The following is a 22,802-nucleotide window of genomic DNA, read 5'->3' as shown; positions in this document are numbered from 1 at the left end:
CTCAGGATAGGGCGGGCGGCGGTGCGGGCAGGAACGGCACGTGCACGCCCACCGTGGTCGGGCCGCCCGGGGGCGAATCGACGGTGAACAGCCCGCGCAGCCCGCTGACGCGCCCGGCGACCCCCTCGAGACCGTGACCGGGCAGGGGCGAGGCGCCGCCGACGCCGTCGTCGACGACCCAGACGTCCAACCAGCGCTCCGGTCCGCCCGTCCCCCGCACGTCGAGGTGCACGCGGATCGAGCGGGCCGACGCGTGCTTCGACGCGTTCGCGAGCAGCTCGGCGACGACGAAGTAGACGCTGCGCTCGACCTCGGGCGGCACCTCCGTCACCGGATGCTCGACCAGCACCTCGACGGGCACCGGGCTCATGACCGCCAGCGAATGCACCGCAGCGGTGAAGCCCCGGTCCTGCAAGATCGGCGGCGCGACTCCCCGGGAGAGCGCGCGCAGCTCGTCGAGCGCCGAGCGGACGTGCTCGCGCGCCTCGTCGATCAGCGCCGCCGCCGAGTCGGGATCGGAGCGCACCCGGTTGAGAGCCGATCCGAGGTCCATCTGCACCCGGATCAGCCGCTGCTGCGGACCGTCGTGGATGTCGCGCTCGAGCCGGCGCAGCGCCCGGTCCTCGGCGGCGACCGCCGCACCGCGGGAGACGCTGAGCTCCGCGACCTCGCGCTGCAGCGCCTCCGAGCCCCAGGGCCCGAGCAGCAGCCGATCGACCAGGAATCGCGCGAGGGTGAGCCCGCGGGTGACGAACGGCAGCGTCGCGAGGAACAGGACGACGAGCGCGACATCGGCCAGCACCAGGAAGGCCGTGGGCGGCCCGGCAACGCCGAGGACTGCGCTCGACTGCCCGGAGACGAGCCGGACGATCACCGAGGAGTCGCCGGCGAGCAGCGCCGTCAGCGAGCCGAGGCCGGCCCAGCTCCAGAGCCCGAGGACCGCGGCGAAGACGAGCGCGAGCAGCGGCGCCACGACGAGCGTGTGCAGCAGCGCGAGCCAGTAGTGCCCGTCGACGACCGGGCCGTAGAGGGCGAAGGTGGCGGGCGCGACCGAGGCGGGCGGACGCCGCCACTGTGGTTCCTCGATCCGCGGGCGGCCGGCGAGCCGGTCGAGCGCTCGGGTCGCCCGAGCGAAGCCCCGGGCGGTGTGCAGTGCCAGCGGGAGGAAGACCGCGCCGATCAGCACGCCGATCAGGCCGAGGCCCAGGGCGAGGGCGACTCCGGTCGCGAACGCACCCGCCAGCGCCAGTGGGACGGCGAGCAGGAGCGACAGGGCCTCGCGGGGCAGCTCGCGCCAGAGCCGGAGGTACGCCGCGGAGGCCTCACCGAGGGCGGTCGGCGCTGCGGGCACGCGAGCCTCCTCCACCGGTCCTCGCGAACGCGCGGACATCCTCTCGAGGGTACCGGCGACCCTTCGCGGCGATGCGGGGGCTGACCCCCGGTTCCGTCTCGGAAGCCCACCGCACGTGCCTGGCCGGCACAGGCCAGGCTCCCCTTCTCCCGCCTTAGCCGAGCCTGCACTTCCTTGCGAACACTGGGCTGCGGCGTAGTGTTGACGATCAGTCACCCCCTCTCGAAAGGAACAGACGATGTCCACTGCATCCGTCGCGTCGCTCACCTCGTCGAACCCGGATGTCGCATCCGGAGTCGCCCAGTTCCTCAGCCCGGTCGTCGTCGAGATGACCGCCCTGGCCGTCAACAGCAAGCAGGCGCACTGGCACGTGCGCGGCGCCAACTTCATCGGCGTGCACGAGCTGCTCGACGTCGTCGTCGGCCACGCGATCGAGTGGGCCGACCTGGCCGCCGAGCGCGTCGTCGCCCTCGGCCTCCCCGTCGACGCCCGCATCCAGACCGTCGCGTCGGCCACGCAGACCGCGCCGCTCACTCCGGGCTTCCAGCGCTCCGAGAACGCCATCGTCGAGGTCATCGGCCTGATGGACGTCGCGATCACCACGGTCAACACCGCGATCGCCGAGCTCGCCGACATCGACGCGAGCAGCCAGGACGTCGCGATCGAGATCGGCCGCGGCCTCGAGAAGGACCGCTGGTTCCTGTTCGCGCACGTCAGCGAGAGCTGAGCACGCGCCTCCCACGCCGCGACGGCCCGTCGGATCCTCGGATCCGGCGGGCCGTCCGTCGTTCACGATCCGGTCAGACCTCGTGCGTGACGCGTCCGGCGAGCAGTGTCGCGGCGACCGGCATCGAGCGCAGCTGCTCGCCGTCGGAGGCGAGCGGGTCGCGCTCGACGACGACCAGGTCGGCGACGTCTCCCCCCTGCGGAGCGAGCCGCCGGGTGCGGGTCGACGCGACGAGCGCCTCCGCGACCGTGACCCGCTGCTCGGGGTGCCACGGCTCGTCGCCGTCCCGGGCGCGGGAGACGGCGGCGGCGATCGCCACCCAGGGGTCGAGCGGCGCCACCGGGGCGTCCGAGCCGAGCACGACCGTCGCTCCGGAGTCGATCAGCGAGCGCAGCGCGAAGGCCCGGCCGGTCCGGCCCTCCCAGTAGCGGTCGGCGACCTCCCGGTCGTCCAGCGCATGTGCCGGCTGCACTCCCGCGACGACGCCGAGCCCGGCGAAGCGCGGGAGGTCGGCGTCGGAGAGCAGCTGCGCGTGCTCGATGCGGCCGCCGCCGACCTTGGCCAGGGCGTCGAGCGCGACCGTCGCGGCCGCGTCGCCGATCGCGTGGACCGTCGGCCGGATACCCGCCGCGGCCGCCCGCGCGAGCAGCTCGTCGAGCTCCGCGGGGTCCACGGTGAGGACGCCGCTGCCCTCGTGCCCGGCGTACGGGTGCACGCAGTACGCGGTCCGGGTGTTCAGCGAGCCGTCGATCAGCACCTTGAGCGGACCCATCCGGAGCAGGCCCTCACCGCCCTCGACCTCGTCCCCGGTGCGCAGGCCCTCCGCGATCGCCCGGTCGAGGTGGTCGCGGTAGACGCCGATGTCGACGCGCAGGGAGCGGGTGCCGCGGGCGATCCGCCGCGTCCAGTCCCCCGCGTTCCAGCGCATCTCGAGGTCGACGACGCCGACCACGCCGCGGGCTGCCGCGCGGCGCGCCGCCTCGTCGGCCAGCTCGTCGAGCTCGTCGTCGCTCAGCGCACCGAGCGCCGTGACGAGGCGGAAGCAGGGCTCCTCCCGAAGGATGTCGTCCTGCGCGGGGAAGCCGTAGCGGCGCAGCGCCGCGGAGTTCACCCAGGCGCAGTGCAGATCGCCACTGACCAGGACCACCGGTCGCTCCGGCGCCACCGCGTCGAGCAGCGCCGTCGTCGGCAGGTCGGGCCAGAGCCCGTCGCGGAAGCCGAAGCCGACGAGGGTCGCCGGCGAGTCCGGCGCCTGGGCCAGCCGCGCACGGACCGCCTCCACCGCCTCCGCCGCCGACCGCGCCGTCGAGACGTCCAGGCGGGGCGCGGTCATCGACCACTGGGAGAAGTGCACGTGCTCGTCCCAGAGCCCGGGCAGCAGCCAGCGGCCGTCGAGGTCGCGCACCTCGGCGTCGCCCGTCCTGGTGCCGTCGAGAGCGCCGTCCGGAGCGATCGCCTCGATCCGGCCGTCGCGGAGCAGCACGGACACCGGCTCGTCGCGGCCGAGGAGCCGCGCGGTGCGCAGGAGCAGGCTCGGGGTCACGGGGTCCTCTCGGTCGTCGCTCATCACGAGCGGTTCAGGCGGTCACGACTGGCACACCGGGCACCAGTAGAGCTTGCGTGCACCGATCTCCTCGAGGAGGACGTTCGTGCCGCAGACCCGGCAGGGCAGTCCCTCGCGCTTGTAGACGTAGTTGCGCTCGGCCCGGCTGCGCACGGCGGCGGAGCGCTGCGTCTTCGTCAGGCCGCGGCGGGTGATCATCATCCCGGTCCGGATGCCGTCCTCGAGCAGGAGCGCCCAGTCGGCCCAGAGCTCGCGCGCGAGCTCGAGCGGCACCAGCTTGCCCGGCGTATGCGGGTCGAGTCCGGCGCGGTAGAGCAGCTCGGCTCGGTAGATGTTGCCGATCCCGCTGACGACCGACTGGTCCATCAGCACGAGCCCCACCGGCGTGGCCGTCTTGCGCAGGCGGTTCACGAAGCGATCGCGGGCCTCGTCGGAGTCGTCCGCCGCGGGGTCCGGACCGAGCCGGGCGAGCAGCGCCTCCACCTGCGCGTCGTCCATCACCTCGCAGGCGGTCGGGCCGCGCAGGTCGGCGACCGTCTCCTCCGTCTGGATGCGCACGCGCACGGCGCCGATCGGCGGCGGCGGGAACTCCTCGAGATCGCTGTCGGTCTCGTGCTCGGTCTCGGAGAGCCGGACGGCCCGGCGGCGGCGCGGGGCGCCGATGCTGCTGCCCGCCTTGCCGTCGTCGAACAGCGGCGAGACGTGGCCGAGGAAGTCCCAGGCGCCGTAGAGGCCGAGGTGCACGTGCAGCGTCGCGTCGCCCTCGAAGCGCAGCAGCAGGTGCTTGCCGACCGCGGTCGACTCGAGCACGGTGCGGCCGTCCAGCAGCGCGGCGCCCTCGACGAAGCGTCCCTGCGGGCTGCTCGTCGCGACGGAGTGGCCGACGATGTCGCGCTCGAACTGCAGCGCGATGCGGTGGACGGAGTGGCCCTCGGGCACCTAGCGACCGCTCGCGGCGGAGTCGACCGTGCGGCCGGCGATGTCGCCCGTGGCCTCGTACTCCGCGAGCTGCGCGATGCGGCGCACATGGCGCTCCTCGAAGGAGAACGGCTCGGCGACGAAGGCGTCGATGAAGTCCGTCGCCTCCTCGACCGAGTGCTGGCGCGCTCCGATCGAGATCACGTTGGCGTCGTTGTGCTGCCGGGCGAGCACCGCGGTGCTGAGGCTCCAGACCAGCGCGGCGCGGACGCCCGCGACCTTGTTGGCCGCGATCTGCTCGCCGTTGCCCGAGCCGCCGAAGACGATGCCGAGCGCCTCGACGCCGGCCTCCTGGTCGCGCACGACCGCGGCGGCCGCGTTGATGCAGAACGAGGGGTAGTCGTCGAGCGGGTCGTACGAGGTGGGGCCGTGGTCGACCACGTCGTGGCCGGCGGCACCGAGGTGCTCGATCAGGTGCCGGCTGAAGTCCAGCCCGGCGTGGTCCGTTGCGATGTGGATGCGCACGCGCTCGTCCTCCGGAAAGCCGTTCGTGGCCCGTGGATCTGGGGCCGGGAGTCAGGGTACCGCTCGCGCGGCGGCCCGGTCCTCAGCCGAGGACCGGGTCGCCGACGCGGATCGCGGCTCAGTCGAAGATCGGGTCGCGGGTGCGCGAGCGCTTGAGCTCGAAGAAGCCGTCGTACGAGGCCACGGCGACGAGGCCGTCCCAGAGCGAGAGCGCCTGCTCGCCACGCGGGATCGGCGAGATGACCGGTCCGAAGAAGGCGATGTCGCCGATCGCGATGACCGGCGTGCCGACGTCCTGGCCGACCCGGCCGATGCCGTCGAAGTGCGAGGCGCGCATCGGCTCGTCGTACTCGTCGGTGTCGGCGAAGGCGGCGAGGCTCGCGTCGAGGCCGACCTCGGCGAGCGACTCGGCGATGATCGCGTCGACGTCCGTGCGGCCGCCGTTGTGGATCCGCGTGCCCAGTGCGTCGTAGAGCGGCTTGACCTTCTCCTGGCCCTCGCGCTCGCCGACGGCGGCGACGAGGCGGGTGTAGCGCAGGGCGCGCGGGAAGAACGCGCGGTAGTCGTCGCTCACGTCCTGGTCCTCGTTGAGCACGGCGAGGCTCATGATGTGCCAGGTGACGTCGAGGTCGCGCCCCTCCGTCACCTCGTCCACGAAGCGGGAGGTCATCCAGGCCCAGGGGCAGGAGGGATCGAACCAGAAGTCAACGGCGGTCATGAGGCAACGCTACGCCTCTCGGCGCCTCTCGGGTGCGCGGGTGCGGCGCGGCCCTAGGGTGGATCGGTGGCGCCCGCACCCCGGCGCCGAAGCGGCAGCGCCGAGACGAACGGATGGAGCACCCTGTGCCTGGAGACAACCTCACCCGGAGCGAAGCGCAGGAGCGCGCCTCGCTGATCCAGGTCGACGCCTACGACGTCGCCCTCGACCTGACGCGGGGGGCCGAGACCTTCCGCAGCACCACGACCGTGCGCTTCACCGCGACGGAGGGGTCCTCCTCCTTCATCGACGCGATCACGAAGACCGTGCACTCGGTCACGCTGAACGGCGTCGAGCTGGACCCGGCCGACGTCGCCGACGGCGTGCGGATCCGCCTCGACTCGCTGGCCGCCGAGAACGTACTGCGCGTGGACGCCGACGCGCTCTACACGAACACGGGCGAGGGCCTGCACCGCTTCGTCGACCCGGTCGACGGCGAGGTCTACCTCTACTCGCAGTTCGAGGTCCCGGACTCGCGCCGCGTCTTCGCGGTGTTCGAGCAGCCCGACCTCAAGGCCGCCTTCTCCTTCACGGTGACCGCGCCCGCCGCCTGGCAGGTCGTCTCGAACCAGCCGACCCCCGAGCCGGTCCCGGCCGGTGACGGCGTCGCGACCTGGAGCTTCGAGCCCACCCCGCGGATCTCCTCCTACATCACCGCGCTCATCGCGGGCCCCTACGTCGTCGAGACCGACTCGCTGGTCTCCTCCGACGGCCGCACCGTGCCGCTCGGCGTCTTCGCCCGCGCCTCGCTCGCGCCGTTCCTCGACGCGGACTACGTCTTCGAGAAGACCAAGCAGGGCTTCGCCTTCTACGAGGAGAAGTTCGGGGTGCCGTACCCGTTCGCGAAGTACGACCAGCTCTTCGTGCCGGAGTTCAACGCCGGCGCGATGGAGAACGCGGGAGCGGTCACCTTCACCGAGACCTACGTCTTCCGCTCGAAGGTGACCGACGCGGTCAAGGAGCGCCGGGTCGTCACGATCCTGCACGAGCTCGCGCACATGTGGTTCGGCGACCTGGTGACCATGAAGTGGTGGAACGACCTCTGGCTGAACGAGTCGTTCGCCGAGTACGCCTCCACCCTCGCGACGGCCGAGGCGACCGAGTGGACCGAGGCCTGGACCACCTTCGCCGCGATGGAGAAGAGCTGGGCCTACCGCCAGGACCAGCTGCCCTCGACGCACCCGATCGTCGCGACGATCAACGACCTCGAGGACGTCCAGGTCAACTTCGACGGCATCACCTACGCCAAGGGCGCCTCGGTGCTCAAGCAGCTGGTGGCCTGGGTCGGCGAGAAGGAGTTCCTCGCCGGCGTGCACGAGTACTTCCTGAAGCACGCGTTCTCGAACACCGAGCTGCGCGACCTGCTGGTCGAGCTCGAGGCGACCAGCGGCCGCGACCTGACCGAGTGGTCGGCGCAGTGGCTCGAGACGGCCGGCGTGAACACGCTCCGCCCCGAGATCGTGGTCGACGAGGAGGGCGCCATCGCCTCGTTCGCGATCCTGCAGAGCGCGGTCGCCGACTACCCGACGATCCGCCCGCACCGCCTCGCGATCGGCCTCTACGACTTCGAGGGCGACCGCCTCGTGCGCATCGACCGCCTCGAGCTCGACGTGGACGGCGAGCGCACCGAGGTGCCCGAGCTGATCGGCCGCACCCGCCCCGCGCTGGTGCTGCTCAACGACGACGACCTCGCCTACGCGAAGATCCGGCTGGACGACGCCTCGCTCGCCGTCGCGATCGAGCACCTCGCGAGCATCAGCAGCCCGCTCGCGCGCTCGCTGGTCTGGGGCTCGGTCTGGGACGCGACCCGCGACGCCGAGTCGGCGCCGCGCGACTTCGTCCGCCTCGTGCTCGGCAACATCGCGACCGAGACCGAGTCGACGACGCTGCGCACGGTCCTCGGCCAGCTCGTGAGCACCGCCTCGCAGTACGTCGCGCCGGAGCACCGCGACGAGGTCCTCGCGGAGGTGGGCGACCGGCTGTGGACGCTGGCGCAGGGCGCCGAGGCCGGCAGCGACGCGCAGTTCCAGTTCGTGAAGGTGCTCGCCGCCGTCGCCACGACGCCCGCGCACCTGGACGCGGTGCAGGCGCTGCGCGACGGAACCACGACGCTGTCGGGGCTCGAGATCGACACCGACCTCTCCTGGGAGCTGCTGATCGCGCTCGTGGCCGGCGGACGGGCGGACGCCTCGGACATCGACGCGGCCCTCGCGGCCGACAACACCGCGACGGGAGCGCAGTCCGCGGCGAACGCCCGCGCGGCGATCCCGACGGCGGAGGCGAAGCGCGCGGCCTGGGACTCGGTGACGCTCGACGACTCGGCGCCGAACACCATCGTGCGTGCGACGGGTCTCGGCTTCCAGCACACCAGCGACCCCGCCGTCCTCGAGGCGATGGTGCCGGTGTACTTCGACGCCCTCCGCTCGCTGTGGGACGCGAAGAGCTACAAGATCGCGGAGTACCTCGTCGTCGGCTTCTACCCGGCGGCGACGCCGACGCCGGCGATCGTCGACGCCACCCGCGCGTGGCTCGACGCGAACCCCGACGTGCCGGCGCTGCGCCGCCTCGTGATCGAGAACCTGGCCGGCGTCGAGCGCGCCCTGCGCGCGCAGGAGCGCGACGCGGCGCTCTGAGCGCGCCGGCCCTGCTGATCGAGTAGCGCGCGCAGCGCGCGTATCGAGATCCACCGCCACCAGGAGGGCGGGTCTCGATACGCCGCTGCGCGGCTACTCGACCAGCATGCGAGGCGCGCGCAGCGCGCACTGGGAACCGCGTCGGCCGCGCCGGCTCCGCAGGACAGCGAGATGCGGGGGGGGTCAGCGCTCCGGAACCGCGCGGCGGGCCGGGCCGTCGTACGCGGACAGCGGGCGGATGAGCGCGTTCGAGGCGCGCTGCTCGAGGACGTGCGCGGTCCAGCCGACGACGCGGGCCGCGACGAAGAGCGGCGTGAAGAGCTCGGTGTCGAAGCCCATCAGGCGGTAGGCCGGACCGGACGGGTAGTCGAGGTTCGGCAGGATGCCCGTGCGCTCGGCCATCTCGGCGGCCAGCGCGTCGTAGAGCTCGAGCATGTCGTCCGCCCCGGCCTGGTCGGCGACCCGGCGGAGCGCCGCCTCCATCGTCGGCACGCGCGAGTCGCCCGACTTGTACACGCGGTGGCCGAAGCCCATCACCTTGCGCTTCGCCCCGAGCGCCTCCGCCAGCCAGGCCCGCGCGCGGGGACCCGCCTCCGGCCCGAGGCCGATCTCGTCGAAGACGTGCAGAACGGCCTCGTTCGCGCCGCCGTGCAGCGGCCCCTTCAGCGCGCCGACCGCCGCCGTCACGGCGGAGTGCACGTCCGAGAGCGTCGATGTGACCACGCGAGCCGTGAACGTCGAGGCGTTGAACGAGTGCTCGGCGTACAGCACGAGCGACACCCGGAAGGCATCGACGACCACCGGGTCGGGCAGCTCGCCGAAGGTCATCCAGAGGAAGTTCTCCGAGTAGTCGAGATCGTCGCGCGCGGCGATCGACTCCTGCCCGTGCCGGCGGCGCTGGATCGCGGCGACGACGGCGGGCAGCACCGCCCAGAGCCGCATTGAGCGCTCCAGGACCGCCTCCGGCGACTCGTCCTCGGGGTCCGTCTCGAGCGCGCCCAGCACGCTGACCGCGGTGCGGACGACGTCCATCGGATGCGCCGTCACCGGCAGCAGCTCGACCACCGCGCGCACCTCCGGCGCCGGCTCCCGGTGCGCGCGCTCGAAGGCGCGGAGCTCCTCGGTCTCGGCCGGAGTCGGCAGCTCGCCCTTCCACAGCAGCCAGGACACCTCCTCGAAGGAGCAGGACGCCGCCAGCTCCTGCACCGGATAGCCGCGGTACAGCAGCGAGTTCGACTCCGGGTCGACCTTCGAGATCGCCGTGGTGTCGACGACGACCCCCACGAGTCCCTTGCGGATGTCCTGCTCGGTGGTGCTCATCGCTCGCTCCTTCGCGATCGGATCGGCGGCCGGAGCCGCCGGGGTGGGTCGTGGCTCAGGCGCCGTGGTGGCCGGCGAGGCTGAAGTCGAAGACGCCCTCGTCGAAGCGGCTGTAGGACGAGTAGTCGAGCAGCTCGTAGAGCTCGGCCCGGGTCTGCATCCCCGCGACCTCGGACTGCAGCGAGCCCTCCGCCTTCAGCGCGTCGAGCGCGCGCATCGCCGCGCCCATCGCGATGCGGAGCAGCGACACCGGGTAGATCACTATGTTCACCCCGACGTCGGCGAGCTGCTGCGTCGTGAAGAGCTCGCTCTTGCCGAACTCGGTCATGTTCGCCAGCACCGGGACGTCGATCGCGGCGCGGACGGCCTCGAACTCGCTGAGGTCGCGCATCGCCTCGGGGAAGATCGCGTCGGCGCCGGCGTCGACGAGGCGCTTCGCCCGGTCGATCGCGGCCTGCAGCCCGTCGAGGGCGCGGATGTCGGTGCGGGCCATGATCACGAGACCCGGATCGCGGCGGGCGTCGACCGCGGCGGCGATGCGCCGCACGGAGGTGCTCTCATCGACGACGGACTTCCCGTCGAGGTGTCCGCAGCGCTTGGGGTTCACCTGGTCCTCGATGTGCAGGGCCGTCACTCCGGCGTCCTCGAGCATCTGCACGGTGCGCGCGACGTTGAGGGGCTCGCCGAAGCCGGTGTCGGCGTCGATCAGGACGGGCAGATCGGTCATCCGCGCGATCTGCTGGCCGCGGCCCGCGACCTCGCTCAGCGTGGTCAGGCCGATGTCCGGCAGACCGAGCTCGGCCGACAGCACCGCGCCCGAGACGTAGACGCCGTCGAAGCCCTTCTCCTCGATCAGCCGCGCCGACAGCGGGGTGAACGCCCCGGGCAGCTGCAGCAGCTCGCCGGTCGCGAGCCGCTCGCGGAAGAGGCGGCGCTTCTCGGCGGGAGTCCGGGTGGAGTGGAGCATCGGGCGTCCTTCCCCTGGGGCGGAGTTCGGGTGCGGAGTTCGGGGGCCCGGCAGGCCCTCGTCGAATCTATCCCCCGGACGCCGCTCGGCGTCGTTCCGGCGTCACCGGAGCTCGTCAGCACGCGTCCCCTAACCTGGACGGGATGCTGCTCTTCGAGACCTCCACCCCAGACCCCGTCGCCGCGACCATCTCCTTCTTCGACTCCGAGCTCTTCTGGAAGAGCGTCGCCGTCCTCGCGATCGTGCTCGGCGCCCTGCTCGCCCGCGTCATCGCGCACTTCGTCGTCGGGCGGGTCGTCGACCAGATCGTCTCGGGGGTGAAGAAGCGCCAGCGGGTCGAGGACACGCAGGCGATCGCCGCCTCCCCGCTCGCGGCCGTCCGGGTCGTGCAGCGCACGAGGACCCTCGGCTCGATCCTCAACAACATCAGCTCGATCCTCATCGTGGTCATCGCCGTCGTGATGATCGTGAACACCATCGACAACACTCTGATCGGCTCCTTCGCGCTGCTGACCGCCGCGCTCGGCGCCGGCCTCGGCTTCGGCGCGCAGAACATCGTCAAGGACGTCCTCAACGGCCTGTTCATGGTCGCGGAGGACCAGCTCGGCGTCGGGGACGTCGTCGACACCGGCCAGGCCACGGGAGTGGTCGAGAACGTCGGCGTGCGGATCACCCAGATCCGCGACGTCAACGGCACACTCTGGTTCGTCCGCAACGGCGAGATCGTCCGCGTCGGCAACATGTCGCAGGGCTGGTCGCGGGTCATCATCGACCTCGCCGTGCCCTACGAGACCGACCTGGAGTCGGTGCAGAGCACGATCCTCAGCACCGCGAACGAGCTCGCCTCGAGCAGCCGCTGGCGGGCCCGGATCATCGACAAGCCCGAGCTGTGGGGCCTCGAGTCGATCGCCGACGACGCGCTGGTCATCCGCGTGGTGCTGAAGACCCGCACCACCGCGAAGGACGACGTCGCGCGCGAGCTCCGCATCCGTCTCAAGCGCGCCCTCGACACGCTCGACGTCAAGCTGCCCTCGCTCAGCGCGGTGGTGCTCAGCGGCTTCGAGGGCGCGACGAGCGTCGGCGGCGTGAAGGGACCGCGCACGACGCCGACCGCCACGGTCACGACCGAGCACGGGAAGCCGGTGCGCCTGCCGCGTGCTCTGCGGCGTCCGAAGGCGACCGAGTCCACCGAGCGTCCCCAGGACGGCGGCTCCGTGCCGCCCCAGACGGGACCGCGCCCGTGAGCGGGCTGCAGATCGGCGGCACTCCCCCGATGCGCTCCTTCTGGGAGCACCTCGGCGGGCGACCGACCTTCGAGCGCCTCGTCCGCCGCTTCTACGAGGGCGTCCGCGAGGACGAGGTCCTCTGGCCGATGTACCCCGAGCACGACCTCGAGGGCGCGATCCAGCGGCTCACCGGCTTCCTCGAGCAGTACTGGGGCGGACCGGGCACCTACAGCGAGGAGCGCGGGCACCCGCGCCTGCGGATGCGGCACCAGCCCTTCAAGGTGAACCCGGAGGCGCGCGACCACTGGCTCGCGCACATGCGGGTCGCGGTCGATGAGCTCAAGCTGGCTCCGGCCGACGACGCGATGCTCTGGGACTACCTGGAGCGCGCGGCGCACGCGATGGTCAACACCTTCGAGGAGTAGCCATCGGCGCTTCCCGCCGGCGTCGGGTCAGGCGGGGGTGCGGACGAGCACGTGCCCGCGCCGCGAGGTGAGCCGCCGCCACTGGCCGCTCTCGAGCAGCGCGACGGGGTCGTCGGCGCCGAGGAAGCCGAGCGCAAACAGCGCGAAGGCGGCGCCGGCGGGCACGTCCTCGAGACCGTCGAGCGGACGGCCCCAGACGGTGGAGCGCACGCGGCCGACGATCTGCTCGCCGGTCTCGGAGCCGACCGCTGCGGCGATCTCGTCGATGCCGTCGCGGGCGACCTTCTCGAGGAACGCCGGGTCGACCGGCTCGCGCCGCTGCCAGCCGCCGCGCGGCGGCGAGATGCCGGCCCAGGCGCCCGCCGTGGCGTCGTCGCCGTCGGGCAGCACGACCGGCTTGCCGTCCGCTCCCCCGGGCTCCCACTGCAGGCGGGCGAGCCGGTCGGAGAGCGCGCGGATCGGCACCACGCGGTCGAAGGCGGTGGGCTCGTCGAGTGCGAAGACCCGCAGGCCGAGCACGGTGGAGGACCGGTCGAGCAGGCCGCGCGGCTGGAGGATCGCGGTGTACGCGGCCAGGATGCGATCCTGCGCGAGGAGGCGCACGGCGCCGTCCTCGACACGCGCGGACCGGCCGAGGAACACGCGCAGATCGGAGAGGCTGGGCGGATCCGCCAGGGAGAAGGACGACATCATCGCGTCGATAAACTTACCCGAGGCCGCTCTCCTGATCGGCAGACACCCCGGAGGTCCCGTGTCCGATCCGCTCTCCTCGTTCCTCACCGCCCTCGATCTCGTCGACACGGGCGCGCGCACCAGCGAGGACATCTCCACCGGGCCCTCGCAGTGGATGCCGGAGGGCCGCGTCTTCGGCGGCCAGGTGCTGGCGCAGTCGCTGATCGCCGCCGGCCGCACCGTCGAGGAGCGCAGCGTGCACTCGATGCACGGCTACTTCCTCCGCCCGGGCGACATCTCGCAGCCGATCACCTTCTCGGTCGACCGGATCCACGACGGCCGCTCGTTCGCCACCCGGCGGACGCAGGCCTATCAGAACGGGGCGCCGATCCTCTCGATGATCGCGTCGTTCCAGACCGAGGACGAGGGCCTGGACCACCAGACGCCGATGCCGGAGGGCGTGCCCGATCCGGAGTCGCTGCCGAGCACCGCCGAGGTGCTGAAGGGCGTCGACCACCCGGTCGGCAGCTTCTGGGCCACTCAGCGGCCGTTCGACGTCCGCCACGTCGAGCAGCCGGTGTATCTCCGCGCCGATCCGAGCCGCACGGCGCACCAGTGCGTCTGGATGCGCGCGCTCGGCCCGCTGCCGGACGACGCGCTGCTGCACCGCGCCGCGCTCGCCTATGCGAGCGACTACACGATCCTCGAGTCGACGCTGCGCCGGCACGGCGCGGCCTGGATCACCCCGGGGCTGCGCATCGCGAGCCTCGACCACGCGATGTGGTGGCACCGCCCCGCGCGCGTCGACGAGTGGCTGCTCTACGTGCAGGAGTCGCCGAGCGCCTCCGGCGGCCGCGGGCTCTCGCTCGGCCGGATCTACTCCCGGGACGGCCGCCTGGTGGCGAGCGTCGCCCAGGAGGGCATGGTCCGCGTCCCGCTCGGCTGAGCGGTCCGGCTCGCGCCGGGACCGCCCGCCGGAGGGGACGGCGTCAGCTCCGCTTGGAGAAGGCGACGGGCTCCTCGACGTACGGCGCCCAGACCTCCCGGAGCTCCTCCGGGATGCGCTCCGGGCGACCCGTGGCAGCGGTCACCATGACGAGCGTCGTCGCGGCCTTCGTGTAGAGCACGCGCGGCTCGACTCCGATCGGCGAGTACAGCTCGTAGCAGACCTCGAGGCTCGCGCCGCCGATCCGCCCGATCCACAGCTCGATGTCGAGCGGGGCGCGCATGTACGGGATCGGTGCGAGGTACTCGATCTCCTGCCGCGCGATCAGGCTGATCGTGCGCGCGCCGGGCCGGGCGTCGAGCACCGCCGTCGCCCTCCCGCCCGGCTCCGGGGAGTCGGGGCGCCAGAACGCCTGGATGCGCGCCTCCTCGAGCAGGCGCAGCATCTCGGCGTTGTTGACGTGCGCGTAGGCGTCGAAGTCCGACCAGCGCAGCGGGATGGCGACGTGCAGGCGCATCAGTCGCGGGTGAGCTTGCGGTAGGCGGAGCGGTGCGGCTTCGCCGCGTCCGGACCGAGGCGCTCGATCTTGTTCTGCTCGTACGACTCGAAGTTGCCCTCGAACCAGTACCAGTTGGCCGGGTCCTCCTCGGTGCCCTCATAGGAGAGGATGTGCGTCGCGATCCGGTCGAGGAACCAGCGATCGTGGGTGATCACCACGGCACAGCCGGGGAACTCGAGCAGCGCGTTCTCGAGGCTGCCGAGCGTCTCGATGTCCAGGTCGTTGGTGGGCTCGTCGAGCAGGAGCAGGTTGCCGCCCTGCTTGAGCGTCAGCGCCAGGTTGAGGCGGTTGCGCTCACCACCGGAGAGGATGCCGGCGCGCTTCTGCTGGTCCGGGCCCTTGAAGCCGAACTGCGAGACGTAGGCCCGCGAGGGGATCTCGGTCTTGCCGACCTGGATGTAGTCGTGCCCGTCGGAGACGACCTCCCACAGGTTCTTGTTCGGGTCGATGCCGCCGCGGGTCTGGTCGACGTAGGAGATGTCGACGGTGTCGCCGATCTTCAGGTCGCCCGAGTCGAGCGGCTCGAAGCCGACGATCGTCTTGAAGAGCGTGGTCTTGCCCACGCCGTTCGGGCCGATGACGCCGACGATGCCGTTGCGCGGCAGGGTGAAGCTGAGGTCGTCGATCAGGACGCGGTCGCCGAACGACTTGTGCAGCTTCTTCGCGTCGATGACCTGCGAGCCCAGTCGCGGGCCGACCGGGATGACGATCTCCTCGAAGTCGAGGACGCGCGTCTTCTCCGCCTCCGCCGCCATCTCCTCGTAGCGCGCGAGGCGCGACTTCGACTTGGTCTGGCGGCCCTTCGCGTTGCTGCGGACCCACTCGAGCTCGGTGGTCAGGCGCTTGGCGAGCTTCGCGTCCTTCTTGCCCTGCACCTCGAGGCGGGCGCTCTTCTTCTCGAGGTAGGTCGAGTAGTTACCCTCGTAGGGGTAGAGGTGACCGCGGTCGACCTCGGCGATCCACTCCGCGACGTTGTCGAGGAAGTACCGGTCGTGGGTCACGGCGAGGACGGCGCCGGGGTACTTGGAGAGGAACTGCTCGAGCCAGAGCACGCTCTCGGCGTCCAGGTGGTTGGTGGGCTCGTCGAGCAGCAGCAGGTCGGGCTTCTGCAGCAGGAGCTTGGTCAGCGCGACGCGGCGCTTCTCACCACCGGAGAGGCTGGTGACGGGCGAGTCCCCCGGCGGGGTGCGCAGCGCGTCCATCGCCTGCTCGAGCTGGGAGTCGAGGTCCCAGGCGTCGGCGGCGTCGATGGCCTCCTGCAGGGTGCCCATCTCGGCGAGGAGCGTGTCGAAGTCGGCGTCCGGGTCGGCCATCGCCAGCGAGATCTCGTTGAAGCGGTCGATCTTGCCCTTGATCTCGCCGACGCCCTCCTGGACGTTCTCGAGCACCGTCTTGGTCTCGTCGAGCTCCGGCTCCTGCATCAGGATGCCGACGGTGTAGCCCGGGCTCAGCCGCGCCTCGCCGTTGCTCGGGGTGTCGAGCCCCGCCATGATCTTCAGGATCGTCGATTTGCCGGCGCCGTTCGGGCCGACCACGCCGATCTTCGCCCCGGGCAGGAACGACATCGTGACGTCGTCCAGGATCAGCTTGTCGCCGACCGCCTTGCGGGCGCGCACCATCGAGTAAATGTATTCAGCCACTTCAGTCCCTCAACCGCTCGTACGTTCTCGGAGCCCCGCTCTCCGCCGCGGGCGTCCCGTTCGTCGGGTGCCCCTCGGCCGGAATGTCGCCGGTGATCGACCACCGCACGCGGGAGCGCGGGCGGGAAGGTCGGAGGCCGGGCCGGTACCGAGGATACCGGCTGGACGCGCGGAGCGTTCGGCTCGCTGCTCCGGCTCCGGCCGTCGGCTCAGCCGTCGAGCGGGACGGTGCTGCCGATGAGGCAGGCGCCGGTCGCGATCGGCGCGGCGACGACCGCGCGGACGCCGTCCACCTTCGGCCCGTACTGCCCGATGAGGCAGGCATCGCTCGCCTTCACCGAGACCTGCACGGAGTCGGCCTCGAGGCCGACCGAGGTCTCGTCGGCGGTGAGCTGCATCGACTCCTTCGCGAAGCCGGCGGCCACGAGGGCGTCGACGACGCTCCGGCCGGGCGTCTCCGGGTCGGAGCCGGCGGCGGCGGTGACGGTCTCCCGGAAGAAGGGGAGGTTCTCCTCTGCGGTGCCGCCGGGCACCAGCGCGACCGGGGCGGCGGGCTCCTCGGTGGACGGGGCGGCCGACGCCGACGGACTCTCGGCGGCCGGCGGCGCGGTGGGCGCCGTGCAGCCGGCGATCCCGGTCAGCAGCGCGAGCACCGCTCCCGCTCGCAGGCCGGCGCGGACGACGGTCCGTGTGCTCACTCGAATCCCTCCCGCGGCGGCCGGACGCGCGCCGAACGCCGCGTCAGAACGGGGCGTCGGCCGAGTCTAACGAGGCCTCGGACGGCTCCGACACGGAGGCGCGCGCTGCGCCCCAGTCGCCGCCGGAGGACGCGGAGGTCGCGCCCTCGACGGCGGCCGGCGCCTCCGGGCTCCAGCCGCTCGCGCCGCTCGTGGCCGCCTCCGGCGCGGCCGACTCGGGCGCTGCCGCCTTCGCCCGCCCGACCGTCCGGGTGCAGCGGGTCGTGCCCCAGGCCAGGTCGTGGCCGAGGCCCTCGGCGATCACGCTGACGTCCGTCCCCGTCTTGCCGCCGGACTCCCAGGAGCGGACGGAGAGGCGCCCGGTGACGAGGACGCGGTCGCCGCGCGCGAGCGAGGCCAGGGCGTTGCCGGCCAGCCCGTTGAAGGCGTTCACGGTGTACCAGTTGGTCGAGCCGTCCACCCAGCGCTGGGTGGAGCGGTCGTAGCGCCGCTGGGCGGACGCCAGGCGGAAGGTCGTCATCGCGGTGCCGCTCGCCGTGTCGACGCTGCGCGGCTCGGTGCCGATGACTCCGATGACGGTCAGGGTGTCGGTCATGCTGCTGTCCTCTCCTCGGTCGCCGCCACGGGCGGCGCTCCTCTGCTCCCGACGCGACTGCGACGGGGACGCCGCCCGGGCGGAGGGGGCCGGAACCACCCGGGCGACGCAGGGACAGTGTCGCGACGAAGGGCCCGCCTCCGTGGTGGAGGCGGGCCCTTCGGTGGAGACCGGGCGACATCGTCGCCTGGGGAGGAGAGCTAGGAGGCGAGGATGTACTTCGAGTACGACTTGCGGATCTTGTTCACCTTCGGCAGCGCCACCGCGAGGCAGTAGCCCTGGCCGGGGTTCTTGGCGAAGAAGTCCTGGTGGTAGTCCTCGGCCTCGTGGTACACACCCAGCGGCGCGATCTCGGTGACGATGGGGCCGTCCCACCACTCGGACGCGCGGTCGCGGGCGGCCTCGAACAGCTCCTTCTCCTCGTCGGAGGAGTAGTACATCGCCGAGCGGTACTGGGTGCCGACGTCGTTGCCCTGGCGGTTGAGCTGCCGCGGGTCGTGCAGCGTGAAGAACACGTCGAGGATCACCTGCTCCGGAATCACCTCGGGGTCGAAGGTGACGGCGACAGCCTCCGCGTGCCCGGTGCGGCCCGTGCAGACGGACTCGTAGTCGGGGTTCGGGGTCGATCCGCCGGTGTACCCGGAGACGACGTCGGTCACGCCGTCGAGGACGCGGTAGACGGCGTCCAGACACCAGAAGCATCCTCCGGCGAGTACGAATGTGCGCATTGCGTGTGACTCACTTCCTGTCTCATCGACGCGTCCGGGGCGCCGGGCACGTCTCTCGATCCAACACCTCCGGGGCTGTGCGCATTCCGCACGGCTCGGGCGCTGGAATAGAGTCGGCGCGTGAGCTACGACGCCGCCCCCGCCCGCTACGACGCCATGGACTACCGACGCGCAGGACGGAGCGGGCTGAAGCTGCCCGCCCTCTCGCTCGGCCTCTGGCACAACTTCGGATCCGACCGTCCCCTCGACATCCAGCGCGCGATCCTGCGCCGCGCGTTCGACCTGGGGATCACCCACTTCGACCTCGCGAACAACTACGGCCCGCCGTACGGCGCCGCCGAGACCGCGTTCGGCCGCCTGTTCGCCGAGGACTTCCGCCCCTACCGCGACGAGATGATCATCTCCTCCAAGGCCGGCTACGACATGTGGCCGGGTCCCTACGGCGACGGCGGCTCGCGGAAGTACCTGCTCTCCTCGCTCGATCAGAGCCTGACCCGGCTCGGACTCGACTACGTCGACGTCTTCTACTCGCACCGCCCCGACGCCGAGACGCCGATCGAGGAGACGATGGGCGCGCTGGTCTCGGCCGTCGAGCAGGGCAAGGCGCTCTACGTCGGCATCTCGAACTACAGCCCGGAGCAGACCCGCGCCGCCGAGGCCGCCCTGGCCGGCAGCGGCGTGCACCTGCTGCTGCACCAGCCGCGCTACTCCCTCTTCGACCGCCACATCGAGGACGGCCTCTTCCCGGTCCTCGACGAGATCGGCACGGGCTGCATCGTCTTCTCGCCGCTCGCGCAGGGCCTGCTGACCGACCGCTACCTCGACGGCACGGTGCCCGCGGGCTCCCGCGCGGCGACCTCGCGCTTCCTCTCCTCCGATCGGATCGATGAGAAGTACCTCGAGCGCGCCCGCGGTCTGAACGCGATCGCCGAGGGCCGCGGCCAGACCCTCGCGCAGCTCGCCCTGAGCTGGGTCCTGCGCGTGCCGACGGTCACCAGCGCCATCATCGGCGCCTCGAGCGTCGCCCAGCTGGAGCAGAACGTCGCGGCCCTCGAGGCCGGACCGCTGACCGAGTCGGAGACCGCCGCGATCGAGGAGTTCGCGGTGCACGGGACGTCGCTGAACTGACGCTCCCGGCCGACGTCTCCGAACCGGCCGCCGCGGGCCGGCGGCGATGTCGGTGGTCGCTCGTAGTCTGCGAGAGCACTCGGCCGGAGGGTGCTCCCGCATTCGACGACCAGCAGGAGGAAGCAGTGTCCCTCACCACCCTTCACGCCACCCGCGTCCCGCCCACCCTCACCCGCGTGAACGCCCGCCTCTGGCGCGTGAGCACCGGAGCCGGCTCGATCGTCGGCCACGTCGAGCTCGTCGAGGGCCCGCAGGGCGAGAAGTACCGCGCCCGGCTGCTGCGCGCGGGCATGCCGGCCGGCGCCGAGATCGGCGAGTTCTGGAGCGTCGAGGACGCCGTCGAGGTCTTCCGGGTCGCCTGAGCCCCGGCTCGGCGCGCCGATCCCCCGGGGGTCGGCGCGCCTGACCGGTGTGCCGCCGGGCCCCGGGCTAACGTTCGGCTCATGCAGTGGTGGAACGAATTCGTGACCTGGGTCCAGACGGCCGAAGGGCGCCAGTCGGTGTTCGTCGGCGCACTCGTCCTCCTCGCCGTGATCATCGGGGTGATCGTGGCCGCGCTCGTCCTCCGCTCGGCGATCGGGCGCCTCATCCGGCAGCAGGAGCACGAGCGCAAGAACGCGGTCATCGCGACGCTGATCGATGCCGCGGTCGACGCCTCCGCCTGGAACGTGCTCAGCCAGTCCGAGCGCATCCTGAGCGACCGCGCCGCCGCGCAGGCCGAGACGCACCTCCGCCTGCTCCCCGTCAAGGGCTCGGGAGTCGCCGCCAACTGGGCCGCGCACGAGCTCGCCGACCTCAAGCACACCTCGTCGACCGGCGGATACCAGACGCAGGCGAGCGTCGGCGAGTTCCGCGACCGCCTCGTGCTCTGGCGCGACAAGCCGAACCGCGCCCGGAAGGCGTTCCTCGCTGACCTCGAGCGCTGGCGCTTCTCGGAGACCTCGCGCCCCGAGGCCGCGAAGACCACCGGGTCGACGTCGGGCTCGACGGAGGGCTCGGCCGACCGCGCTCCGGAGCCCGTCCGTCCGACAGCCCCCGCCGCGGCGACCCCGGTGGTCGTCGGCGCCGGTTCGAGCGAGCCGACGACCGCCTTCGAGCGGCCGTCGACGCCGACCATCGTCCTGCCGCCCGTCTCCGACGGACCGCACAACGACGAAACGCGCCGACTCATGGCCGACGTCGACCGCCTCGACGTCCCGTCGCGCGAGCGGCCCGTCGAGGAGCTGCCGCCCGTCGAACAGCGCGCCACGAGCACGGAGGCGGACTCCGCGGAGGAGCAGGACGAGCCCTCGGCCGAGCGCGATCAGAGCGCCGCGACCACCCGTCCGGCCGAGTAGCCGTCCCAGGAAAGAAGAGAAGGCCCCGATCGCGAGTGCGATCGGGGCCTTCTCCGTGGTGCAGTTCGTACGCCTCAGACGTGCGCATCTCGAGCACGAGCGACTCGACCGACCAGCACAGCGAGGGGCGCCGCGATGATCGTCCACGCGACGGCGATTCCGCCGAGGATGGCGAGGAGCAACATGGTCGTACCTCCGTTTCTTACGTCGTTGTAATTCCGGTGCTCGATCAGCCTAGGGGCGGGTGGAGGGGCGGAACGGCCGATGCGGCGAAACACGCCGGTATTGCTCAGATATCTGCACTGTGCTAGCGCCGCCCGGACCGCGAGCCCGCGTCCGGGGGACCTGCCGACCCGCGTCCGGGTGGCAGGAGCGGACGGGGCTCGACGGAGAGGATCCGACGGGCGGGCGGAGCGATCGCCGCGGTCGTCGTGACGCGGAAGTGCCCCCGGCAGGACTCGAACCTGCGACCGTCAGATTAGAAGGCTGCTGCTCTATCCGCTGAGCTACGGGGGCGTCTCGCCAGGCTACTACGGCGCCTTCACGAGGCGGCGTCGCCACGGCGCCGGCAGCGGGGCCGGGTCAGGCGCCCTGCACGAGACCCAGCACGCCGACGACCAGAGACACCGCCGCGAGCAGCAGCGAGACGCCGATCAGGATCGAGTGCACGCGGAGGAAGGTCGTTGCGCGGCCCGAGGCGTCGCGGGCGCGCGGGTCCTTCCGCACCCGGCGGAGGAACGGCGGCCAGACGACGGCGTTCCAGACGGCGTTGGCGATCAGCAGCACGCAGACGAGGATCATCACGGAGATCGATTCTAGGAGGCGCTCCCCGCCGCCCCGGCCGTGTCGGTGGCCGCGGATAGACTTCGGCGCATGAGTAGCGCCCCCGACCGTCTTGTCTGGATCGACTGCGAGATGACGGGACTCGACCTCGCCGTCGACGAGCTCGTCGAGATCGCCGTGATCGTCACCGACTTCGATCTCGAACCCCTCGACGAGGGGCTGTCGATCGTCATCCGCCCCGACGCGTCGGCGCTGGAGAACATGGGCGACTTCGTCCGGAACATGCACGAGACCTCGGGCCTCCTGAAGGAGATCCCGGACGGCGTGAGTGTCGCCGAGGCCGAGTACGAGGTGCTCGAGTACGTGCTCAAGCACGTCCCCGCCGAGCAGCAGGCGCCGCTCGCCGGCAACTCCATCGGCACCGACCGGGCGTTCCTGGTCAAGTTCATGCCGCGTCTCGACGCGCACCTGCACTACCGCAACGTCGACGTCTCGACCGTGAAGGAGCTGGCCCGCCGCTGGTTCCCGCGCATCTACTTCAACGCCCCGGCCAAGCACGGCGGCCACCGCGCCCTCGCCGACATCCTCGAGAGCATCCGCGAGCTCCGCTTCTACCGCCGGGCCGTCTTCGTCCCCGAGCCGGGCCCCACCTCCGCCGAGGTGCAGGCCGTCTCGGCCGCCGTCGTGGACGAGTTCGCCTCGCGGATGTAGTACTCTCGTACAGTTGCTTCGCGGGTTCACCCCGCGGAACACCGTCCTGGTGGGTATAGCTCAGTTGGCAGAGCGCCTGGTTGTGGTCTAGGAGGTCGCGGGTTCGAGCCCCGTTACTCACCCCAGTTGTATGAGAACCAGTTCGGAAGGCCCGGAGTCGATGGCTCCGGGCCTTCCGTCTTTCCGCCGCCGGAGATCCGACCGCTCCCCTACCCGATCGATGACGAGAGGCCAGGCGATGCTCACCCTCGACGAGGCCGAGTTCGAGACGCTGGTCGTCGCCGAGCTCGACGCCCTCCCGGACGACATGGTCGACGGGCTCGAGAACGTGGTCTTCGTCGTCGAGGACCGCCCCGAGGACGGCTCGCTCGACCTGCTCGGGCTCTACGACGGCGTCGCCCTGACCGAGCGCGAGCGCTACGGCTTCGGCGAGATGCCCGACCGGATCATCCTCTACCGCGAGCCGCACCTCGCCGCCTGCGAGACCCTCGACGAGCTGCGCGACGAGATCCACGTCACCCTCGTGCACGAGATCGCGCACTTCTACGGCATCGACGACGACCGCCTGCACGAGCTCGGCTGGGCCTGACCC

Annotated in this window: 24 protein-coding genes and 2 tRNA genes; 11 read left to right on the top strand and 15 right to left on the bottom strand. The window is 71.8% G+C overall.

From position 1 onward, the window contains the following. Position 1: 1 nt before the first annotated feature. The gene (locus tag MT355_RS08360; RefSeq protein WP_243599163.1) at positions 2-1,351 is read right to left on the bottom strand and encodes a sensor domain-containing protein; all 1,350 of its coding nucleotides are present in this window, start codon (positions 1,349-1,351) and stop codon (positions 2-4) included. A 238-nt stretch (positions 1,352-1,589) separates the two neighbouring features. On the opposite strand from MT355_RS08360, the gene MT355_RS08355 reads away from it, so the two are divergent. Beyond that, positions 1,590-2,078: a Dps family protein gene (locus MT355_RS08355; protein WP_243599162.1), complete on the top strand. Its 489-nt coding sequence runs from the start codon at positions 1,590-1,592 to the stop codon at positions 2,076-2,078. Between the two features lie 73 nt (positions 2,079-2,151). On the opposite strand, the gene MT355_RS08350 is transcribed toward MT355_RS08355, so the two are convergent. The 4 genes from MT355_RS08350 to MT355_RS08335 form a co-directional block, all read right to left on the bottom strand. Beyond that, positions 2,152-3,645, bottom strand: a complete 1,494-nt coding sequence (locus MT355_RS08350; RefSeq protein WP_243599161.1) for an amidohydrolase — start codon at positions 3,643-3,645, stop codon at positions 2,152-2,154. 18 nt (positions 3,646-3,663) lie between these two features. Then, a complete protein-coding gene (locus MT355_RS08345; protein WP_243599160.1) occupies positions 3,664-4,581 on the bottom strand; it encodes an Fpg/Nei family DNA glycosylase in 918 nt (305 codons plus the stop codon). Then, a complete protein-coding gene (locus MT355_RS08340) occupies positions 4,582-5,085 on the bottom strand; it encodes a ribose-5-phosphate isomerase (RefSeq protein WP_127886453.1) in 504 nt (167 codons plus the stop codon). Positions 5,086-5,203: 118 nt separating this feature from the next. Beyond that, positions 5,204-5,803, bottom strand: coding sequence for a DsbA family protein (locus tag MT355_RS08335; RefSeq protein WP_243599159.1), 600 nt, complete (start codon positions 5,801-5,803; stop codon positions 5,204-5,206). Between the two features lie 125 nt (positions 5,804-5,928). Between MT355_RS08335 and pepN the strand changes: the two genes are divergently transcribed. Further along, positions 5,929-8,475, top strand: a complete 2,547-nt coding sequence (pepN, locus tag MT355_RS08330; protein WP_243599158.1) for an aminopeptidase N — start codon at positions 5,929-5,931, stop codon at positions 8,473-8,475. 183 nt (positions 8,476-8,658) lie between these two features. Here pepN and MT355_RS08325 read toward each other — a convergent pair whose 3' ends face one another. After that, positions 8,659-9,795, bottom strand: coding sequence for a bifunctional 2-methylcitrate synthase/citrate synthase (locus MT355_RS08325; protein ID WP_243599157.1), 1,137 nt, complete (start codon positions 9,793-9,795; stop codon positions 8,659-8,661). Positions 9,796-9,850: 55 nt separating this feature from the next. Then, positions 9,851-10,762 (bottom strand): methylisocitrate lyase, encoded by a 912-nt coding sequence (gene prpB, locus MT355_RS08320; protein WP_243599156.1) that lies wholly within the window; start codon positions 10,760-10,762, stop codon positions 9,851-9,853. Between the two features lie 143 nt (positions 10,763-10,905). On the opposite strand from prpB, the gene MT355_RS08315 reads away from it, so the two are divergent. Together MT355_RS08315 and MT355_RS08310 are read left to right on the top strand one after the other, a co-directional pair. Continuing rightward, a complete protein-coding gene (locus MT355_RS08315) occupies positions 10,906-12,006 on the top strand; it encodes a mechanosensitive ion channel family protein (protein WP_243599155.1) in 1,101 nt (366 codons plus the stop codon). Between the two features lie 29 nt (positions 12,007-12,035). Continuing rightward, the gene (locus MT355_RS08310) at positions 12,036-12,413 is read left to right on the top strand and encodes a globin (RefSeq protein WP_243599298.1); all 378 of its coding nucleotides are present in this window, start codon (positions 12,036-12,038) and stop codon (positions 12,411-12,413) included. A 27-nt stretch (positions 12,414-12,440) separates the two neighbouring features. Here MT355_RS08310 and MT355_RS08305 read toward each other — a convergent pair whose 3' ends face one another. Then, a complete protein-coding gene (locus tag MT355_RS08305; protein WP_308197316.1) occupies positions 12,441-13,103 on the bottom strand; it encodes a hypothetical protein in 663 nt (220 codons plus the stop codon). A 61-nt stretch (positions 13,104-13,164) separates the two neighbouring features. Between MT355_RS08305 and MT355_RS08300 the strand changes: the two genes are divergently transcribed. Next, positions 13,165-14,031, top strand: coding sequence for an acyl-CoA thioesterase II (locus tag MT355_RS08300; RefSeq protein ID WP_243599154.1), 867 nt, complete (start codon positions 13,165-13,167; stop codon positions 14,029-14,031). Between the two features lie 43 nt (positions 14,032-14,074). Here MT355_RS08300 and MT355_RS08295 read toward each other — a convergent pair whose 3' ends face one another. From MT355_RS08295 to msrA, 5 genes are all read right to left on the bottom strand, one after another. Beyond that, positions 14,075-14,548: a thioesterase family protein gene (locus MT355_RS08295; RefSeq protein ID WP_243599153.1), complete on the bottom strand. Its 474-nt coding sequence runs from the start codon at positions 14,546-14,548 to the stop codon at positions 14,075-14,077. Continuing rightward, the gene (gene ettA / locus MT355_RS08290; protein WP_123445782.1) at positions 14,548-16,230 is read right to left on the bottom strand and encodes an energy-dependent translational throttle protein EttA; all 1,683 of its coding nucleotides are present in this window, start codon (positions 16,228-16,230) and stop codon (positions 14,548-14,550) included. The genes MT355_RS08295 and ettA overlap by 1 nt, the downstream gene beginning before the upstream one ends. Positions 16,231-16,439: 209 nt before the next feature. Next, positions 16,440-16,928, bottom strand: coding sequence for a hypothetical protein (locus MT355_RS08285; protein ID WP_127886448.1), 489 nt, complete (start codon positions 16,926-16,928; stop codon positions 16,440-16,442). A 43-nt stretch (positions 16,929-16,971) separates the two neighbouring features. Continuing rightward, positions 16,972-17,523, bottom strand: a complete 552-nt coding sequence (locus MT355_RS08280) for a single-stranded DNA-binding protein (protein WP_243599152.1) — start codon at positions 17,521-17,523, stop codon at positions 16,972-16,974. A 200-nt stretch (positions 17,524-17,723) separates the two neighbouring features. Continuing rightward, complete coding sequence (gene msrA / locus MT355_RS08275) at positions 17,724-18,251, bottom strand: peptide-methionine (S)-S-oxide reductase MsrA (RefSeq protein ID WP_243599151.1); 528 nt, start codon at positions 18,249-18,251, stop codon at positions 17,724-17,726. 120 nt (positions 18,252-18,371) lie between these two features. Here msrA and MT355_RS08270 point away from each other — a divergent pair, with 120 nt between their 5' ends. From MT355_RS08270 to MT355_RS08260, 3 genes are all read left to right on the top strand, one after another. Beyond that, the gene (locus tag MT355_RS08270; RefSeq protein ID WP_243599150.1) at positions 18,372-19,379 is read left to right on the top strand and encodes an aldo/keto reductase; all 1,008 of its coding nucleotides are present in this window, start codon (positions 18,372-18,374) and stop codon (positions 19,377-19,379) included. A 125-nt stretch (positions 19,380-19,504) separates the two neighbouring features. After that, positions 19,505-19,741 (top strand): hypothetical protein, encoded by a 237-nt coding sequence (locus MT355_RS08265; RefSeq protein WP_123445777.1) that lies wholly within the window; start codon positions 19,505-19,507, stop codon positions 19,739-19,741. A 102-nt stretch (positions 19,742-19,843) separates the two neighbouring features. Beyond that, positions 19,844-20,716, top strand: coding sequence for a hypothetical protein (locus MT355_RS08260; RefSeq protein WP_243599149.1), 873 nt, complete (start codon positions 19,844-19,846; stop codon positions 20,714-20,716). A 443-nt stretch (positions 20,717-21,159) separates the two neighbouring features. On the opposite strand, the gene MT355_RS08255 is transcribed toward MT355_RS08260, so the two are convergent. Beyond that, positions 21,160-21,232: transfer RNA gene (locus MT355_RS08255), tRNA-Arg, on the bottom strand. Between the two features lie 66 nt (positions 21,233-21,298). Further along, positions 21,299-21,517, bottom strand: coding sequence for an SCO4848 family membrane protein (locus tag MT355_RS08250; RefSeq protein ID WP_243599297.1), 219 nt, complete (start codon positions 21,515-21,517; stop codon positions 21,299-21,301). A 72-nt stretch (positions 21,518-21,589) separates the two neighbouring features. Between MT355_RS08250 and orn the strand changes: the two genes are divergently transcribed. The 3 genes from orn to MT355_RS08235 all read left to right on the top strand — a co-directional run bounded on the left by orn (position 21,590) and on the right by MT355_RS08235 (position 22,799). Continuing rightward, positions 21,590-22,210: an oligoribonuclease gene (gene orn, locus MT355_RS08245; protein WP_123445774.1), complete on the top strand. Its 621-nt coding sequence runs from the start codon at positions 21,590-21,592 to the stop codon at positions 22,208-22,210. A 49-nt stretch (positions 22,211-22,259) separates the two neighbouring features. Continuing rightward, a tRNA-His gene (locus MT355_RS08240) sits at positions 22,260-22,335 on the top strand. Between the two features lie 113 nt (positions 22,336-22,448). Then, complete coding sequence (locus MT355_RS08235; RefSeq protein WP_123445773.1) at positions 22,449-22,799, top strand: metallopeptidase family protein; 351 nt, start codon at positions 22,449-22,451, stop codon at positions 22,797-22,799. The last annotated feature ends 3 nt before the right edge of the window (positions 22,800-22,802 follow it).

The sequence above is a fragment of the Rathayibacter sp. VKM Ac-2929 genome (assembly GCF_022815495.1).
Lineage (GTDB): Bacteria > Actinomycetota > Actinomycetes > Actinomycetales > Microbacteriaceae > Rathayibacter > Rathayibacter festucae.
This window is presented reverse-complemented; position numbering and strand designations above follow the sequence as displayed.